This window comes from Allofrancisella frigidaquae (genome assembly GCF_012222825.1).
GTDB classification, from domain to species: domain Bacteria; phylum Pseudomonadota; class Gammaproteobacteria; order Francisellales; family Francisellaceae; genus Francisella; species Francisella frigidaquae.
In genome coordinates this window covers 1,410,705-1,429,679 of the sequence record NZ_CP038017.1, presented here as the reverse complement: position 1 = coordinate 1,429,679, position 18,975 = coordinate 1,410,705, and the positions used below count along the sequence as shown (strand labels likewise).

Here is an 18,975-nt window from a genome sequence, read left to right as displayed (position 1 = left end):
TAAAGAAACCATTTTATATACATAAAAATTGATAAGTAGTGTATGTTTTTTGATAAAAAATGTAATTATATTGCTTATCTTTAATAGACTTCCTCGTAAAGTAGATTTTACGTAAAATTTAATATAAAAAAGCTTTGTAGTTGTGTATGAAATACGAACAGAGAAAAAGAAAAGCTTTGCTTAAAAAGGACTGTTGATTTAATATCTTCTTCTTAACACTTAATGTGTTCCAAATAGGAGGGTATGATCATATTGCAAAAAATTTTGTCCATGGAAAATGGTTATAAAAACAACCGTCTCTAATTTTTTTTAAAAAATCTACAAATTTAGTTATACTAATAGCTTATAATGTAACGTCTAGAAAAAGTATTTTTTTATTTTATGATTTTTTATAATTCCCTATCAGGTAAAAAAGAGGAGTTTAAGCCAATTACTCCTAATAAAATCAAGATGTATACATGTGGTGTAACAGTATACGATGACTGCCATATTGGTCATGCAAGAACTTATATTGCGTTTGACGTTATAAATAGGTATTTTAAATATCGCGGCTTTGACGTAACTTTAGTGAGAAATATCACAGATATTGATGATAAGATTATTACTCGTGCTAAGCAAAATGATGAATCAACCACTGAGCTTGTAAATAGAAATATCAAAGCTATGCATGAAGTTTTTGATAAACTTAATATCCTTGTCCCTGATAGTGAGCCTAGAGCTACAGAAACAATCCCTGAAATGATAGCTATGATAGAAGACTTGATAGAAAAGGGTTATGCCTACCAAGGAGCAAATAAGGATGTATTTTATCGTGTAACTAAATTTGTCGACTATGGTAAGTTAAGTAAGCAAAATCTAGAATCTTTGCAACAAGGAGCTAGAGTTGAGGTTACTGATGAAAAAGAAAACCCTATGGATTTTGTACTTTGGAAAGCAGCTAAAGAGGGTGAGCCAGTTTGGGATTCACCATGGGGAGAAGGTCGCCCTGGTTGGCATATAGAATGCTCCGCAATGGCAAAAAAACTTTTAGGTAAGAGTTTTGACATCCACGCAGGCGGCTCTGACCTTAGGTTTCCTCATCATGAAAATGAAATTGCTCAGTCAGAAGCTTGTAATGAGTGTACTTTTGCTAACTACTGGTTACATTCTGGCATGGTAAAAGTTAATGCTGAAAAAATGTCTAAATCGTTAAATAATTTTTTTACCATAGTGGATGTTTTACAAGGATATCATCCAGAAGTTGTTAGATATTTCTTAGCTTCGACTAATTATAGAAGTGAGATTAATTATTCAAAGGAAAACTTAGACAACGCTAAAGCTTCTGTTGAGAGATTATTTAATGCTCTTAGAGATATTGAGCCTATAGAGTTTAATTTGCCAGATGATGCTTGTGAATATGAGCAAAAGTTTATAAAAGCAATGGATAATGATTTTAATACTTCTGAAGCATTAGCAGTTTTATTTTCATTAGCTAAAGAGATAAATACACTCAAGGCAATAAATAAATATAAAGCTAGTGGCTATGCTTATTTGTTACGTAAACTGTGCGATGTGTTGGGTATTTTATTTACAAACGTAGAGGATTATTTTAAACATATTAGTGATGAAGATGTGAATATCGAGCAAATAGAGGAACTAATAGCTAAGCGTATACAAGCTAAGAAAGATAAAGATTATGCAACAGCTGATCAAATAAGAAGCCAGCTACAACAACAAGGTATTATGTTAGAAGATACAGCCACAGGCACAACTTGGAAAAAAGGATAGTTAATGTTTAGCAGAGAAAAACATAAGGATATTTTAGAAAATCTACACTCTATTAAAGACTATATTCGTTGGGCGATTTCAGAGATGACTTTGCAAAAGGCTTATTTCGGTCATGGTTCAGAGTCTGTGTGGGATGAAGCTGTACATTTGGTGCTTTCGGCAATAAATATGTCTCATGATATTGATAGTAATATGATTAGTGCAAAGTTGCTTACCGAAGAAAAAAGCAAAATTGTAGATTATGTTTACCAGCGAGCATATAAACGTAAACCACTACCATATATTCTTAAAAAAGCATGGTTTGCTGATATGGAGTTTGACATAGATGAAAGAGTTATTATCCCTCGTTCACCTATAGCTGAACTTATTCTTAATGATTTTTCTCCGTGGATAAATGATGTTGATGAGATTAGTGAAGTACTTGATTTATGTACAGGTAGTGGTTGTATCGGTATTGCTTGTTCAGATGTTTTTGAAAAGGCAGATATAACTTTGGTGGATATATCTGATGGTGCTTTAGAGGTAGCTAGACATAATATTGCAAAGCATAAGTTAAATGATAGAGTAAAAGCTATAAAATCAGATTTATTTAATAACTTGGAAGGTAAAAAGTTTGATGTAATAGTTTCAAATCCACCTTATGTTGATAGAGATGATCTAGCAAGTATGCCAAGAGAGTATCACTATGAGCCAAAGCTTGCTTTAGAGGCTGGTGATGATGGTTTAGAACTTGCTAAGAGAATTATTCTAGAGGCTGATCAGTATATGACTGAAAATGGGGTTTTAATTGTAGAAGTTGGAAATAGTCAGTATGCTTTGATGGAGATGTGCCCAGATATCCCATTTACTTGGTTAAGTTTTAGTGAGGGTGGCGATGGTGTATTTTTACTTACATACGCTGAGTTAGTTAAATATAAAGAGCTTTTTAAAGAGTATTTTCAGAAGTTTTAGTATAAAAAGCGTTAACTTAAATAAGTAAGGTTTAGTACAGTCTTATTATTTAATAACTATGTCAGGAAAGAAGTGTTTAACACACTTAGTGTAATCTCCTGGTGTAAATGCAGAAAACGGAGTTTGGTATCCTACTAATTTACATGTATAAGATTCATTTTTAGGGTTTTCAGCTACCCAACTATCGTCTTTTTCCCAGTAAATGTTAATAGCTCCAGCACCACTAGCATTAAAAGGTTTCATAGCTTTACAACTAAAAACCTCATCTGCAGGCATATCTACTTTAAGGTATTTAGCGAAGTTTTCATAATAGTTGATACGGTTTTTAGATTGGGGAGCCTCTATACCCTTTCCACATTCTACACCACCATTGATGATCTGAGTTGTTACACCAAATCCTGGAAGTAAACCATTAGCTTTATCAGCAGTATTTGGCTCCCATGTTCCATCAATTACATGCAGCATGGATGGCTTTGGTGGTTGTGGGTAAATAAAAAAGAATACTGCAGAAGCTAAATTTAACCAAGTATCAGCAACTAGCTCTGGATTATCTAATAATACCCTTACATCACCAAACATTGCTTGTGAGAAAGGACCGTAGTTATAGTTATTACTTAGTTGTTTCGCTCCTCTACCGAAGTACGATTTGAATGTACCATCTTCGAATTTACCGCAAGGCCAAGTTTCACCTTGCCATGTTGTTGGATCGCATTCTTGGTTATAGCCATCTCTAGATTCTTCAGTAAATCCAGATTCACGTAAGAAAACTAAACCTTGACGCCACTCAGGAGTGATGCTAGATTTAGAAGCATCGTGGCCGCCAGTCTCCTGAGTAAAGTGAGCAAACATAGTAGCTAGTGATTTACGACATATTGCCTCAGCATCTCTGCCATCATTATAACTACCACAGAAAGCTGGAAACTTAGCTACAGCTTTTAGAAAATTTTCATAGCTGTATTCAGGAGCTCTATCAGGGAATAGGTAATTCCAATTTGCTTCAGAGATTATCTTTTCAACTAGCTTTACATTTCCTGGGTTGCTAGTAGCTTTAGCTTTGACGGCCTCAACAGTTTTGTTATCTCTAGTTTTAATAGAGCTTTTTATTTGTAGCAGTTTTGGATCATTAGTTAACTCAGCTTCTTTAGCATCTAATTCTTTTTGGGTAGTAACGTATTTATCACTTGAATTTACAGGAGCTATTGAATTACTTTGGCTATCCTGGTCAACATAATTTTCATATATTGAAAGATCAATACCTCTACTTTTATCAAATCCATCTATATCATATGCCTGAGTATATGATGCTGTACTTATTAGAGCTAGAATAGTAGTTGTAATAAGTTTCATTTTTAGTTTCATAAGTTTTTCCTGCTTTAAATTGTTATTAATAATTTGCATAGGTAAATATATAGATTAGGCGTGTTACTTTATATATGGCAAATTTGATAAGGTATGGAGAGTTTTTGATAGGGTTTAGTAGTAGATAACCTCTATTTCACCTTCTAAACTATTTGGAATTATTTTGAGTTTATACTAATTATTCTCGGTATAATTAAGCTAAAGACGGTCATTAGATGATAAAAAGCAGGGTGATAAATAATAGCTTTAAAACCTTAATAAAAATATAAATTAATTAGTTTAATTTATTAATTAAATTTATTTAAAATATTATATATGTTAAAATAATTTATTCACACTTAATGAATGGTCATGATGCTAATTGGATACATACGTTTCGTATTAGGAAATACAAATTGCCAAAAACATTTACAATTTAATGCTTTAAGAGAATATGGAGTAGAGAAAAGACGTATATATAAGGATTATGTTTTTGGAGATGAAGCTAAAATAGAAGGGTTAAATAAAGCCATGAAGCGTCTTCAAAGAGGTGACACTTTAGTAGTGTGGAGCTTAAATAATTTAGCTGAATCTTATTCTCAGCTTATAGATATAATAAAAAAGCTTAGTGAGAGAAAGATAAGATGCTTTTTTATCAAAGAAAATTTTGATACAACAGTGTTTGTAAACTCACATAGCTCTTATATATTTTCTTGTTTTGCGAAACTCGAAAAACAATTAACTCAAGAAAATGTAGATTTAGGCTTAGACCCAGTAAGAAATAAAAAAATTGGAAATAGCTATAATCCGAGTATTAACGAGTTTAAATTAATGAATGGTGAATTACCTAACCAAGTATTTGGTAATTTCTCGCTTTCACCATTTTTAGCTTCTAGACCGAAAGGCACAATGAAAGCTTCTATGTTAGGCATGGCTAGAGCACATTTACCTTCAAATTTCACTGGAGCAAATAAAAGTGTTTTAGGAGGTGGAGTTGGTGGTCTTCCTCCTAATCAACCTCCTGATGGAGGAGATAAGAAATCAGGAGGCACTTATTCTCGTATTAAGAAAAAAACTCTTAGAGTTGTACCTTTTCAAACATATAGGTTAAGGCTTATACCAGGAGGGCCTTATACACATTTTGTTGACTTACCTGATTTAAATAGTCCATACGCAGAAAATTTACTGGTAGAAAGAGAGTATATTATCTATGATATCCAAACTGAAGAACCATACTTTATTGGTTCATTTAATTTGAGTCAAGATAGAAATTCAATACGTGCTATTATGGACTCTTTTTCATACTATCATAATGGCATTGGTTATATTTTTGATCGGGTGGAGGAGAGTGATGATCGAACAATTTTTAATGTTAATTATGATTGTGTTTCTAATCCAGTAATAATTTCCTGTGAAAAGAGCCGTGATTGGATAGATGGCCCAATTAATTGATAATGATAGATTTTTTGAGATACCTCTTATGAATATGAGCCGTATTAGTTATAGAATAAGTTATTTGGGTGCTACATGTGTTTTGGATGTAGAAGGCTTGTTCGGAGATGGTTATATTGATGAGGAGGAGAACGTGGATAATTTTAACCTCAAAGAAGTGGACACCTTTAATTTGTCTCATCTTTTTCATAATATGCGTGCAATTAGGTTTAGAGCCTTAGCTAACCATGTTGTACTAGAGTGTAGACATAGATATACAGGCCAATGGGTAAATACTGGAGTTAGGGTGCCTTCAATATCTTTACCACAAGTTAATAGAATTTTCTATTTCTAACAAAAAAGTGTAAGTCTTTTGGTTACTCAAATCAGATTTTTATATTATAAATACTAGGGTACAAAAAGTTTTAGAAAGTTATTTAGAAGCTTTGGCTTTGAGCAAAAGCAGAAATTGATCTTAATGAAAAATAGTTATTTAAGATTATTTTTTAATAATTATATCTGGAAAGAAATGCTTAACACAGTTAGTGTAGTCACCAGCTTTGAAAGCTGAAAATGGTGTTTGGTAACCCACTAGTTTACATGCATAAGATTTACCTTCAGGGTTTTTAGCTACCCAACTATAGTCCTCTTCCCAGTAGATGCTAGTAGCACCAGCGCCTGCAGCATCAAATTGTTTCATTAGTTTACAACCTAATACTTCATCTGCTGGTATTTCTACACCTAGGTATTTAGCAAAATTCTCATAGTAGTTGATACGGTTCATAGATTGAGCAACCTCTACGCTGCCACCACATTCTACACCACCATTGATAATTTGGGTTGTAACACCAAATCCTGGGGTTAATCCGTTAGTCTTATCAGCAGCGTTTGGTTTCCATGTGCCATCAATTACGTGTAGCATAGAAGGTTTTGGAGGTTGCGGGTATACAAAGAAAAACACAGCAGAAGCTAGGTTTAACCATGTATCTGCAACTAATTCTGGATTGTCTAATAACACTCTTACATCACCATACATAGCTTCTGAGAAAGGACCATAGTTATAGTTATAACTTAACTGTTTCGCGCCTCTACCGAAATATGACTTGAAATCACCATTTTCAAACTTTCCACAAGGCCAAGTTTTTCCTTGCCAAGTATCAGGGTTACATTCACCATTATAGCCACCACGCATGTTTTCATCCCAACCCATTTCACGGACATGAACTAGACCTTGACGCCATTCTGGAACTTCCCAGTGTATTGTGTGACCACCAGTTTCTTGAGTAAAATGAGCAAACATAGTAGCTAGTGACTTACGACAGATGGCATCAGCATTCCTACCATCATCATAACTTCCACAGAAAGCTGGAAATTTAGCAACAGCTTTTAAAAAGTTTTCGTAAGTATACTCTGGTGATCGTTTAGGAAATATGTAATCCCAATCTTTTTCAGAAATTATACTCTCAACTCTTTTTACGTTTTCTGGGTTGCTAGGATCTTTAGCTTTAACTGCTTCGACAATATTATTATCTCTAGTTCGGATCGAGTTTTTAATTTCAGTCATCAATGGATCACTAGTTAATTCAGCTTCTTTTGCATCTAGTTCTGCTTGGGTAGTTACATATTCATTACTTGGATCAACTGGATCAACTGGATCAACTGGATCAACTGGATCAACTGGATCAACTGGATCAACTGGATCAACTGGATCAACTGGATCAACTGGATCAACAGGGTTGCTAGGGTCATAATCTTCCCAAGCCATATACCAAGCACTTCCTGTACCTGGAGCATAAGCCCAAGCTGCTCCTGAACACCAAGCTGCTACTCCGTCTTTACAACGATAAAGTTTTCCATCTTTTTTAACTATATCTCCACTTTTGTATGTAGTAGCTTCCGAATATTGTGGGTATTCTGAACCAGGATCAACAGGATCAACAGGATCAACAGGATCAACAGGATCAACAGGATCAACAGGATCCGCTAAACCAGCTTTAAAATCTTGAACACTAAAATCAGGAGCACTAGGAGAAAATTGTATAGTAGCAGATTTTCCTTTTTTTAGAATCGTTGGGTTACCACTCCAATCCTTCGAAGTTATAGATACAGAACTACCATTAGTCTCTAGGTCAGTATTACCTAGGTTCCAAACGCTATTTACTTTTACTCCATTAGTTAGTTTAAAGCTAATAGGGTTTTTAACTAAGTCAGTATCTCTATCACAACTAAATTTGATACTAGCTGTCCAACCTGTGTTAACTTCTTCAGTACTACAGTTAGCAAACGCTGCAGTATTTATCAAAGCTAAAGTTAAGGTAGAAATTACTTTCATTTTTAAGCGCATATTTTATTCCTTTGATTTGTTGTTATATCTCCTCTTAAAGACGGAAACATTTTATAATATGAGCTTTAGAAAAGCTAGAGAATAAATGGTTTTGAACTTGTTAGATTTTAATAATATTCTTGTTATTTATGATACGGGTGTCCTTCTAAAATAGTGTGTGCCCTATATATTTGCTCTGCTATTATTATCCTAACTATAGGATGTGGAAAAGTCATTTTTGAAATAGAAATTTTATCTTTAGCTAAGTTTTTAATGCTTTGATCAATACCATCTGGTCCTCCAATCAAAATTACAATATTTGGGTTGTTAAGTTTCCAATTTTGCATTTTGTTAGCTAATTCCTCAGTAGATATTAGCTTAGATTGAACATCTAATATAACTAGATAGTCATTGTCACTAAGCCGGTTTAGTATAGTCTTTGCCTCCTGTTCTAACCATAGAGTAGGGTTACCAGTTTTAGTACGCTTTGCTATAGGTAATTCTATAAGTTCAACAGGTATGGCTTTACTAAGGCGTTTTTTGTACTCTTCAAAACCATCTGTTACCCACTTAGGTGGTTTTTCACCTAGTGATAAAATTTTGATTTTCATAACTATCTAGTAAAACAAAAAAGGTTACTGTGGGAAAATTCAGGATTATATTGGTAGCCCTCAACCTTAAAATTTTTAATATCTTGGATATTCTTGACTCTATTTTCAAGGATAAATCTAGCCATTAAGCCACGAGCTTTTTTTGCGTATATGCCTATGGTTTTGTAAGAGCCATTTTTATTTTCCTTAAAGTCTATATCTAGCCAGTTAGCCTTTAAAAGCTTTTTATCAATAGCTTGAGAATACTCATTAGAAGCTAAGTTTACTAAAGTTTTATTCTCTTGGTTTTCAAAAAGCCTATTTAACTGAGTAGTTATCTTATTCTGCCAGTATTTGTATAGTATCTTATTGTCTATTTTGATTTTTGTACCCATTTCTAATCTATATGCTTGCATTAGATCAAGAGGGCGTAAGAGTCCGTACAAACCAGATAACATTAGTAAATGCTCTTGAGCATAGTTGATAGTTTTTTCATCTAAAGTTTCAGCATTTAAACCTTTATAAACATCACCATTAAAAGTAAATACAGCAGCTTTTGAGTTTGTGCTATCGAAGTTAGTTGGTTCAAAACTGTTATGCTTATCAAAAACTTCTTGTGCCAATTTAGGGCTTATTTTCATTAACTTTTCAATTTCTTCAATTTCATAGTGTTTGAGCTTATTTATCAACTCTTTGATTTCTTGCTTAAATTCTGGTTGCGTAAAATTATAATTTGCTTTTTTTGACTCAAAGTTTTGGCTCTTTGCAGGGGAAATTACGATGATCATTTGTTTAACATTTATTTAAAAATTCACTTTGCTAAATAATACCAATTTATGAGCAATAATGGAATTTGCAATGAGAACTTGTAATTTAAATTTATCTCTAGTAATATGTAGCCTGCTGACTTGGTTTCCACGCAATGATAGATTGTGAACCCCGCCAGGTCCGGAAGGAAGCAACGGTAACAGTTGATTCATGTGCCGTGATAAGGCTAAGTCAGCGCTTTGAAAAAATACTCTTTTATAAATTTACCCTTATTTGTGTTCTAAAGATTCTCTGGTATTTATGGCGTTTTACATTTTATTTACCTTTACTTTCTGTATGGCACACCCAGAGAGTGTTTTGTAATGGTATTTTAGAGCTAATTGAAAAAAATAGGGTTTATCTTATAATTAGAGGTAAAATGTTTTTTACAATCGAGCTTTAAATGAAAAAAATCCCTATAGGTGTTAGTAGTTGTTTAATTGGTAATAATGTTCGTTTTAATGGTGGTAATTGTCATAAATCATACATAACAGGCGTTTATGCAAACTATTTTGATTATAAAGTAGTCTGTCCAGAGATTGCAGCAGGTTTAGGTGTTCCCCGACCTACTTTATTTCTAGTCGAAGATGCCACAAAAAATTTTTTAGCTGTAAAAACTAGTAAAATGCATGATGATATGACTGATAAAATTAATTCAGGCATTGAGCAAATAATCTCTAAACTGGATACTGTTTATGGATTTATTCTGCGAACAAAGTCTCCTAGCTGTGGAGTTCAAACAGCAAGAGTTTTTGACGCGCAGCATAATTATACTGGAACTAAAGCAGACGGTATATTTGTTAAAGCGTTACGAGAATATGATCCATTACTACCTTTAGAAGATGATGGTAGACTTACAGATAAAACGTTACGTGATCACTTCTTGAGAAAGGTATTTTGTTACTATGATCTTAAAACTACTTTTATGAATTGTGAAAATATAGCACAAATGATGGAGTATCATTCAAAACATAAAGTTTTGTTACGTTTATATAACAATAAGTTAAAAAAAGAGTTAGGCAATATGTTATCGGATTACTCACAAAGCTTAAATCTACAGACGCTTAAGAGTAAGTATATAGAATTTTTTATGCAAGCTATGGATAAGCCTGTAGGAAGAGGAGCTCATTATATGGCTTTACAGAATGTCTTAAGAGAAATAAATAAAAAAATTTCGAAATCGCAACGCCAATATTTACAAGAAATTCTTAATAAGTACAAAGATAGTAAAGTAGCTTGGGATGTTCCAGTAAGTATCATTAAGATGTATTTATTGGAACTCGAATTGCCTTATTTGAATAAACAAAGTTATTTAAATCCTTATCCTGATGACCTTATGACAATTTAAATTTTAATTCTCTTGGGTAGAAACATAGCTACTGGTAGACATATTATTGTAGGTATTAAGATAGTAATAAAAGCATGTTGGTAGCTTGTAATATCATAAAGGTTTGAGCCTGATATCATAGATCCATGTCTTGATAGAATATAGCCTATTGTTGGTAATAGTACTATAGGTATGAGGTTGTTAACTATATTTACACACGCTGTGCTTGACCCGGAAGCCCCTGGTGGTGATATAACTTTAGCTATAGTGAAAGTAATTGCTTGAGGACCAATCATAGCGCCTAATAAAAAATATAAGAGTATAAAGGTATTCCTATCAAGAGGTATATACATTAATATACTTGTAAGAATAGCTAAGCTTGAAAGACTAATAATAATCATTAGTCTAAAACGATTAGTATAAGCTGCAATTATTCCAAAGATACCAAATCCGACCGCTGCACCTATAAATAAAAAACTATTAATATGAGAGGCTATGACTTCGGGTACATTCAATTTTGTTTGGATAAAACTAACTCCCCAAAGTGAGCCTAAAACATTTATAGGCATAAACATAGTAGCCCCTACTGTACTAGCAACCCAAAATCTGACGTTAGTCAAGATGCTTAGTAACCTCAAAGTAGCTTGTTTGAAGCTACTTTCATTAATGTGAGAAAACTTTTGTACATGTTTAGGGTTATCTTTTATAAAAATAATTATTAATATAAAGAGTACTACTCCAAAGTAGGTAAATACATTATTACCTTGTTTCCACCCAAAATTATTTACTAAAGAAGATAATACAGTGTCAGTTACTAAGCCTCCTAGAATTCCTACAATTGTTGTAAAACTAATAAACGTTGAGAAAAATCTTTGAGGTAACCACATAGCAGCCATTTTAGCAGCACCAATAAATCCAAATGCTGAACCAATCCCCATTAGTATTCTACCTGTGAAGGCAACCTCGTAATAGTTTGTAGCAGAAAATAAATAATTACCTAACACGCATAGACCAGTAGCCACACCTATTACAGTCTTGCGATTATATTTATCTATTATAACTCCTGCTGGAATTTGCATTAAAGTATACGAAATAAAATAAGCTGAAGACAACCAACCTATTTTTGCACTGTTGATATTAAAAGCATCTGCTAAACTATGCGACATTACTCCAGGGGCAGCTCTAATAAAGAAATCATAGCTATAGTTTAGAGTTGCAATTAGACAGATGATCCAAGCCATAATAATTAAAAGTTTCTGATTTGGTAAATGTGATTCGTTATGCATAAAGATAAGTTATATATTAAGTAACAAACACGTATAGTAGCTTTTATTTTATAGATTAGCAATATTTAATTTAACTACTTTTTTAGGATTTATGAACAAAAGATATTAATAGTATCGGATGCGATTAAATATAGTTTTTGAAGTTAAATAACTCCTTGAATTGCCAGTGAAATACTAATGTATCAGAAATAAATTGATCAAGTATGTTACTTATTTCTATACTGGCAAAAAGGTTGAAGATGAGAAGCTATTTGAATTTAATAGGTAGTATCAAATTTTGATAGTTATAATTTAATTTTAAACCTATATATTTATAGAGTCAGTAATGGAAATGGTAGTAAGTTAGTGTAGGTGAATTTAAATTAATTACCTGTTTAATGTGCCATGATGAAAGTAAAGGAATTAATAGTCATTTAAAATGTACAGTGTTTTATTGCAAATAAAAAAAATCAAAAACTTAAATCTTGAGAAAGTAAATATAGCTAGTGTCTTAGGAAATAGATATTTTAACGTTTTTAGTTTAAACCCAAGTGACAATGAGTGGAAAGAATGTGTATCTAAACATAAACATGCTTGGTATTTAACAGAAGAAATTAACAATAAAAGACGTAAAATAACTTTATATTTTAAGCCTGGAAGTATAGATATAACTCTATTAATATTAGACCTTGGCTATGATGGTCTTAGGGATTATATATCCAACACTAGAACAATGTGTTGTGTCCTTGGACAGCGTACTGTGGAAAATGCACTAGAGCCGTATGCGTTAAAAATTATTGATAATAAAAATGAACAAATATACCAACAAATAAGTACTCAAAAAACATCATCCGTTTTAAATTTGTTCAGTGATCAAGAGGATTGTGGTACACCAACGTTTCGTGGCTTGAAAGAAAAACGGTATCAAGAACAACAGGATGCTGAGAAGTATCAAGAACAACAGTTTGTTGGTGGAATAACTATTGGAATAGGTGATAAAGCACAATTTCAACCTTATTCAAAAGATTTGTCTGGTATGCGATTTGATAATAAAGCTGTGAATGAGAAAATAGAACCTATTCAATTCATACCACAAAAAGACTTTGAGTATAGCTTTGTTATAGATTACAGTGCAAATAAAGAACAGAGCGTCATTTATGAAGTTCAAAGTTTACATTCTTCTAATATATACCATGGAGATGAAAAGTTTAAACCAAGATACGATAAGTTTTTTATAAACGAAAATAATATTGGTGTCCCTGGTGTAATTGATTACGATAAATGTTTACAGAGAGCAGCAATGGCAGCTTTCAATCTACCAGAAAAATTTTACCCTAAATTTATGATAATAAATAGACCAGGTACACTTGGCGAGCAATTTAAAGAAGGTGAAATAAATTAAAAAATTTCTATGAAGAATCTAAAAGGCAGGCTGTACAAAAGCGTGAAGGTACAATAGGAAGCGCAAATAGATTTTACCATAGAAATGACCCTGATTCGGTATGCCGTGATTTAGCTTCGGGGTGTCTTCATGTAGGTGGTATGAGTTTCGAACATATAATTATGTACGGATTGGAGAAACATCAAAGTTATGATTACTATCAAAGGCAGCAAAATAAAATTAATCAATATGATGATGAAATCGTTGGTCATAAGGTCGTATCTAAAAAAGAATTTGATTCTCGCAATCCACTATCTAGATCAGGGGTATACCTCAGGGATATTGTCTTTTATAATCCAAGAACAACATCTATAAGAGTATATAAAGTATATAAAACTATTATAGGTGATATAAATGTCACAACAGATAACCATTCTGGAAAAGGATTTCTACAAGATAGATGGTATCTAACAAACCTAGATCCAGATCAAACTGGCATTAAAATGGATAAAAGTAAACAAAAAAACCCGCATGTTTGGGAAATGTATACAGAAGTGGGAAAGTGGATTGAGAGGATATGTGGTAATTTAGGTAAGGATGAAAGATATAAGAATTATGGGTATCCTGAAAAGGAATTTGCACATCCGGATCATAGTTTCCAAAATACTTTTTTTGATAAAAATTCTTTGGCAAAACATTGTTTAAATGAAGTCGATTTCGAAAGAACTATAGAACAATTGCGAAATAAAGGAGTTTCAGTTTCAGGTTAAATTGTAGAAAAGTTCTAATGTTGCTCATTAGATAGATTATCGATAATTTTTTGTTGTTCTTTTTCTTTTTTAACAGCAAGAGTTTTATCTTCGGCTATGTACATGTACACCACAGGTAAAACGAATAATGAGAACATTGCTCCTATCACTAGCCCACTAGAAATAACAACACCTATACAGTTTCTACTAATTGCACCAGCTCCTGAAGAAGTTACAAGTGGTATAACACCTACAACCATTGCTGATACAGTCATAAGTATTGGTCTAAGACGTTGGGATGATGATTTCACAATTGCATCATATTTGTTAAGACCATCTACTTTTTGTAAGTGGTTAGCAAACTCAACTACCATGATCCCTTGTTTTGAGATCAGTCCTATTAGTGTTACTAAACCTAGTTGTGTATATATATTTAATGAAGCCCAACCAGCTCCTAAATATTGCCCTAGGTATAAGGGAATTAGTGCTCCAGATATTGCCATTGGTATGGTTACAAGGATTACTAATGAATCTCTAAAGCTCTCAAACTGAGCTGCTAAAGCTAAGAATATAAGAATAATAGCAAAACCAAAAGCAACCATCATAGTGTTACCATTTTCAATATATTGACGTGCAGATCCTGAGAAGTTGTAAGAGAACCCTTCAGTAAGTTCACTTTTTGCTAACTTCTCAACATAGTCTATAGCTTGGCCTTGAGTTACTCCTGGTGACATAACAGCGGAAATTGTTGCAGAGTTGAGCTGTTGGAATGTATTTAATGTAAGAGGTTGGCCTTCTGTACGGAAACTAAGTAAAGCTGATAATGGTAACTCAGAGTTAAACAGATTATCAGTAGCATCTGAACGGATATAAATATTGCTTAGTTGCTCTTGGGTGAGCATTTCATTACGGGCTAACTGTGGAATTACCTGGAAACTATAACCTTTTAAAAAGAAGTAATTGATGTAGCCTCCAGCATATGAATAACTAAGAGTTCTAGCGATATCTGACATAGTAATGCCAAGCATACCAGCTTTTTCACGATCTATATCGATATCTATGACAGGGTTATCAAATTTAAGGTCACTTTGAGCAAATACAAACAAACCACTTTTCATCATCTTACTAATTAGGTTATTTGTCACTTCATTTATAGCTTCATAATCATTGATGCTTTGAATAACTAATGACATAGGAGCTCCACGTGGTATCCCTGGAAGAGAAGGTGTTTGGTATGTATAAGTTTGAATACCAGGAAGATCGGTAACTTTTGATTGGACTATATTTGCAACTTTACCCTGAGAAATGGTACGATCATCCCATGGTTTCATTATAAAGCCACCAAATATTACATTTGAACCCATAACACCATTTAGTATAAAGACATTTTCTTTACCAGGGGTTTCATCTAATACTTTTTCAAGTGGTTTACTAAACGTTTCTAAATAGTTAATGTTGGCTGATGAGGGAGTTGTACCCATTATACCTAAAAAACCTTGGTCTTCATTAGGAGCTAGCTCTGATTTAACACCTCTAATCATAATAAAACAACTAGCAAGGACTATTATACCAACTATAGCTATTGCTGGCTTAATTTCTAATATAAATTCTAAAAGAGCTTTATATTTAGCTGTTAATTTACTAAAAAATCTATCTATAAAGACCACCAGTTTTGAGCTCATCATTTCACGGTTAAGTACTTTTGAGCACATCATAGGAGAAAGTGTATAAGCAACAAGCCCAGATATTAAAACTGAACCGGCAAGAGAATAGGCAAACTCTGTAAATAGCTGACCTGTAAATCCACCCATCATCCCAATAGGGGCGTACACAACCACTAAGGTTAATGTCATTAATATTACAGGATTAGCTATCTCACGAGCCCCTTTAATAGATGCAGCGAAAGGTTCCATACCTTCTTCGATGTGTCTATAAATATTTTCAAGTACTACAATAGCATCATCAACTACTAGACCAATAGCGAGAATCATAGCTAATAAGGTCAGCAAGTTTATTGAAAATCCCATAATCTTCATAAAGAAAAAAGCTCCTATGATAGATAACGGAATAGCAATAATCGGTACAATAATAGCTCTAAGTGAACCTAAAAATAAAAACATCACAATTGATACAATAATTACAGCTTCTATTAAAGTATGTATAACTTCATCAATAGAGCTTTCTATATAAAGAGTGCTATTGTAGGCAATATCAACATCTAAACCATTTGGTAAGCTTGCTTTTATACTTGGCAGCTGATCAACGAGTTTACTTACTACTGTAAGAGGATTCTCTTCCGGAGAAACTACAGCGCCAGCCAAAACAGCATTTTTATTATCAAAAGTTACAGATGAATTATAATCCTGTGCACCAAGTTCTACTTTAGCGACATCTTTTAATCTGATTATTTGATCACCAGATTTTTTTATAATCAGGTTTTCATATTCTTGAGAGGATGACATGCTTGTTTCAGGATTAAGAGTATAATTTAGGTATGGTCCTTGAATTTGTCCGCCAGCAGAAACTAAGCTATTGGATCCAACTGCTGTTGCTAGCTCAGTTGGAGTTATTGCATATTCTGCCATATGTTCTTTATTTGGGTATATACGCATAGCGTATGGTTTAAACCCCCAAATGTTAACATCTGTTAACCCCCCCTGAGCTAGTAGTTTAGGTTTTAGTTCAGAGTTTACATAAGCTGATATCTCAGATGTATTCATAGACTTACTGGTAAAAGCAAGTATCAAAGAGGGGAAATTATCAGCTGGATTTAATTTAATCGAAGGAGAATAGGCATCTTGAGGAAGCCTATTTAATACAGCATTGACGTTCTGGACTACTTCTGATAGTACATCGTTGGAATTATACCCAAGTTTAACGTATACAGTAATACTACTAGTACCTAAAGCAGACTCAGAAGTCATGTAGTCGATACCTTTTGAGGTGCCAACAGATGATTCAAGGGGCCTAGTTACAAACGCTTGGATTGTAGATGGGTTAGCTCCTGGATAACTGGTTGTTATGGTTATTGTTGCACTATCTATATATGGATATTGTCTAATCTGTAATGTGAAAAAAGAGCCAATACCGACAACGATAATCATAAAGCTTATTGAAAGTGATAAGACTGGTTTTCTGATGAAGATATCAATAAGTTTCATTACTGTATCCCTTCGTCGTAGATGTTATTGTCTATTTTCACATCATTATTTATTACAGCGTTGGTACCTTTACGAACTTTGTTTTGCCCAGATGTAACTATCGTAGTGCCAGCTTTAAGTCCAGATACTAGAGCTAAGTTATTTCTGGTGTCTAGAACTTGTATGTTTACTTGGCCTACTTTATATAAGATTTTATCTGTATTTACAGTTTCCATGCTCCCATTAGCGGTTGATGTATAAGAGGCTTTTTGGGGTTTACCATCTGGGTTAAGTGCGGGCTTTAAAGTATATACAGATTCACCATATAGACTATAAGAAACAGCATTTCTTGGTATAACTATGGAGTTTTCCTTTGGTGGTAAGTTTACATGGACTGTTAAAAACATGCCTGGGAAAATCTTACGATCAGGATTATCGTAAGTAGCTTGAACCATGATTGATCTGTTCGTTTGGTTGATAAATGAGTTCATGGCAGTAATTTTTGCTTTAAAAGTTTCTCCTGGAAAAGAGTCTGAGTAGAAGCTTATTTCTTGACCAACGCTAATTAGACTGACTTTGTTTTGTGGTACTGGGAAGGTTATAAATATAGGATTTATTTTTGTCAATGTAGCTGCGCTATCCCCATTATTAAAATACTGACCTAAGCTTATATTTCTAATACCTATCTTACCATCAAAAGGCGCTCTGACTACTTTGAAAGCTATTTGGGATTCAATATTTTGTACTTGTGCTATATTAGATAAATAATCAGCATCAGCTTTATCAGCAGTCTCTTTAGAAGTTGCTTTTTGTTCAGCTAGTTGATCGTATCTATCTTTAGTTAATTTGGCAAGTTTTAGTTTTGCAAGAGCTTCTTCTAAATTTGCTTTTAATTGACTTGTGTCAAGTTTAAAAAGTAGATCTCCTTTTTTCACTTCTTGGCCACTTTTAAAATGTATTTCGCTGACAATACCACCTGATTGAGATGATATTTCGGTCGATTGAACAGCTTGGGCTTCACCAATAGTATTGATTATTTGCTTCCACTGTGTTTCTTCAACTACAGACGAAGTTACAGCTACTGGTTGAGGCACATATGATGCCATCCCATGTTTGATTAAGCTTTGTACAAAGCTTGTAAAGCTAAATATTCCTCCAAATATTAAAGCCGCTCCAACTACAACAGCAATAGATGCAACTTTTTTATCCTTTAGTCTTGAAAGTTGTTTCTTTATAAATCCGAATTGAAATATAAAGTATACAATAGCTATTGAAACACCAATGTTTCCCAAGATTAGCCAGGCTAGTACTAAAGTCGTTATAGTAAAAGCTAAATAATTTTTTTTACTAGCATGAATTTTCTGTTTTGTATTGGACAGAATTTTTTTGTAATCTAACATCTATTTTTCTACCTTTTTAAAAAGAATCATAAAAAAAGAAATTGTATTTATGATTAATAAACTTGTAAAGAACATTAAGCTATAGACTGCTAAGCTGATACCAGAAATTTCTTCGGAAATATCAGAACAGTTTTCTACAGCACCTGTAAAAGCTTTTGTAGCCTGGATGATCAGAGTATTATCTAACATACCACATGAGCTGTCATATGTTGATGCATTTATTGAAAAATACTGAATATATGTTTGATATGCAGCTACATAAAGCCCCGCGATAATAACTGCGAAAATAATAATTCTAATTATCAAAGAAAAAATAACGGGCTTTTTTTTAACCCACCCTAGAATACTAAAGATTGCTACTGTAATTACACTAAATTGCTGTAGCAAACACATAGGGCATGGCTTCCAATTTAGTACTATAATTGTAAATACAGTAGTTATGATAGCTAGCGTACAAACTAAAGTATTAATTGGGAATATTAAATTATCAAACCTTTTCATTTTTG

The 18,975-nt window shown here is 33.1% G+C and carries 15 protein-coding genes and 1 other RNA gene; 8 read left to right on the top strand and 8 right to left on the bottom strand.

The annotated features are described in order from the left end of the window. Positions 1-381: 381 nt before the first annotated feature. Together cysS and prmB are read left to right on the top strand one after the other, a co-directional pair. Positions 382-1,767 carry a cysteine--tRNA ligase gene (cysS, locus tag E3E15_RS06715; RefSeq protein WP_172107061.1) on the top strand — a complete coding sequence of 462 codons (1,386 nt, stop codon included), beginning with the start codon at positions 382-384 and terminating at the stop codon, positions 1,765-1,767. Positions 1,768-1,770: 3 nt separating this feature from the next. Continuing rightward, positions 1,771-2,718: a 50S ribosomal protein L3 N(5)-glutamine methyltransferase gene (gene prmB / locus E3E15_RS06710; protein ID WP_172107060.1), complete on the top strand. Its 948-nt coding sequence runs from the start codon at positions 1,771-1,773 to the stop codon at positions 2,716-2,718. A gap of 45 nt (positions 2,719-2,763) precedes the next feature. Here the strand turns inward: prmB and E3E15_RS06705 are convergent, their stop codons facing one another. After that, a complete protein-coding gene (locus E3E15_RS06705; protein WP_245313657.1) occupies positions 2,764-4,077 on the bottom strand; it encodes a chitinase in 1,314 nt (437 codons plus the stop codon). A 351-nt stretch (positions 4,078-4,428) separates the two neighbouring features. Here E3E15_RS06705 and E3E15_RS06700 point away from each other — a divergent pair, with 351 nt between their 5' ends. Together E3E15_RS06700 and E3E15_RS06695 are read left to right on the top strand one after the other, a co-directional pair. Further along, positions 4,429-5,508, top strand: coding sequence for a recombinase family protein (locus tag E3E15_RS06700; protein WP_172107058.1), 1,080 nt, complete (start codon positions 4,429-4,431; stop codon positions 5,506-5,508). Then, positions 5,492-5,842, top strand: coding sequence for a hypothetical protein (locus E3E15_RS06695; protein ID WP_172107057.1), 351 nt, complete (start codon positions 5,492-5,494; stop codon positions 5,840-5,842). Before E3E15_RS06700 ends, E3E15_RS06695 begins: the two co-directional genes overlap by 17 nt. Positions 5,843-5,986: 144 nt before the next feature. Here E3E15_RS06695 and E3E15_RS06690 read toward each other — a convergent pair whose 3' ends face one another. From E3E15_RS06690 to yaaA, 3 genes are all read right to left on the bottom strand, one after another. Then, positions 5,987-7,831: a glycoside hydrolase family 19 protein gene (locus E3E15_RS06690; protein ID WP_172107056.1), complete on the bottom strand. Its 1,845-nt coding sequence runs from the start codon at positions 7,829-7,831 to the stop codon at positions 5,987-5,989. Positions 7,832-7,953: 122 nt separating this feature from the next. Then, complete coding sequence (gene rlmH / locus E3E15_RS06685) at positions 7,954-8,421, bottom strand: 23S rRNA (pseudouridine(1915)-N(3))-methyltransferase RlmH (RefSeq protein WP_035720200.1); 468 nt, start codon at positions 8,419-8,421, stop codon at positions 7,954-7,956. A gap of 2 nt (positions 8,422-8,423) precedes the next feature. After that, positions 8,424-9,188, bottom strand: a complete 765-nt coding sequence (yaaA, locus tag E3E15_RS06680) for a peroxide stress protein YaaA (RefSeq protein ID WP_172107055.1) — start codon at positions 9,186-9,188, stop codon at positions 8,424-8,426. A gap of 118 nt (positions 9,189-9,306) precedes the next feature. Between yaaA and ffs the strand changes: the two genes are divergently transcribed. Beyond that, positions 9,307-9,403, top strand: an RNA gene (gene ffs / locus E3E15_RS06675) — signal recognition particle sRNA small type. 207 nt (positions 9,404-9,610) lie between these two features. Further along, positions 9,611-10,555 (top strand): YbgA family protein, encoded by a 945-nt coding sequence (locus tag E3E15_RS06670; protein WP_035720196.1) that lies wholly within the window; start codon positions 9,611-9,613, stop codon positions 10,553-10,555. On the opposite strand, the gene E3E15_RS06665 is transcribed toward E3E15_RS06670, so the two are convergent. After that, entirely contained in the window at positions 10,552-11,820 is a 1,269-nt protein-coding gene (locus E3E15_RS06665; protein ID WP_172107054.1) for an MFS transporter, read from the bottom strand. The two genes, E3E15_RS06670 and E3E15_RS06665, sit on opposite strands and share 4 nt — an antisense overlap. A 418-nt stretch (positions 11,821-12,238) precedes the next feature. Between E3E15_RS06665 and E3E15_RS06660 the strand changes: the two genes are divergently transcribed. Then, on the top strand, positions 12,239-13,201 hold the full coding sequence (locus tag E3E15_RS06660; RefSeq protein WP_172107053.1) for a hypothetical protein: 963 nt from the start codon (positions 12,239-12,241) through the stop codon (positions 13,199-13,201). Between the two features lie 140 nt (positions 13,202-13,341). Continuing rightward, complete coding sequence (locus E3E15_RS06655; RefSeq protein ID WP_172107052.1) at positions 13,342-13,950, top strand: hypothetical protein; 609 nt, start codon at positions 13,342-13,344, stop codon at positions 13,948-13,950. A 14-nt stretch (positions 13,951-13,964) separates the two neighbouring features. On the opposite strand, the gene E3E15_RS06650 is transcribed toward E3E15_RS06655, so the two are convergent. Genes E3E15_RS06650 through E3E15_RS06640 form a run of 3 tightly spaced genes read right to left on the bottom strand, consistent with a single transcriptional unit; the run spans position 13,965 to position 18,970 of the window. Next, complete coding sequence (locus tag E3E15_RS06650; protein ID WP_172107051.1) at positions 13,965-17,090, bottom strand: efflux RND transporter permease subunit; 3,126 nt, start codon at positions 17,088-17,090, stop codon at positions 13,965-13,967. Further along, positions 17,090-18,469: an efflux RND transporter periplasmic adaptor subunit gene (locus tag E3E15_RS06645; protein WP_172107050.1), complete on the bottom strand. Its 1,380-nt coding sequence runs from the start codon at positions 18,467-18,469 to the stop codon at positions 17,090-17,092. The genes E3E15_RS06650 and E3E15_RS06645 overlap by 1 nt, the downstream gene beginning before the upstream one ends. Then, positions 18,470-18,970: a disulfide bond formation protein B gene (locus E3E15_RS06640; RefSeq protein WP_172107049.1), complete on the bottom strand. Its 501-nt coding sequence runs from the start codon at positions 18,968-18,970 to the stop codon at positions 18,470-18,472. Positions 18,971-18,975 lie beyond the last annotated feature (5 nt).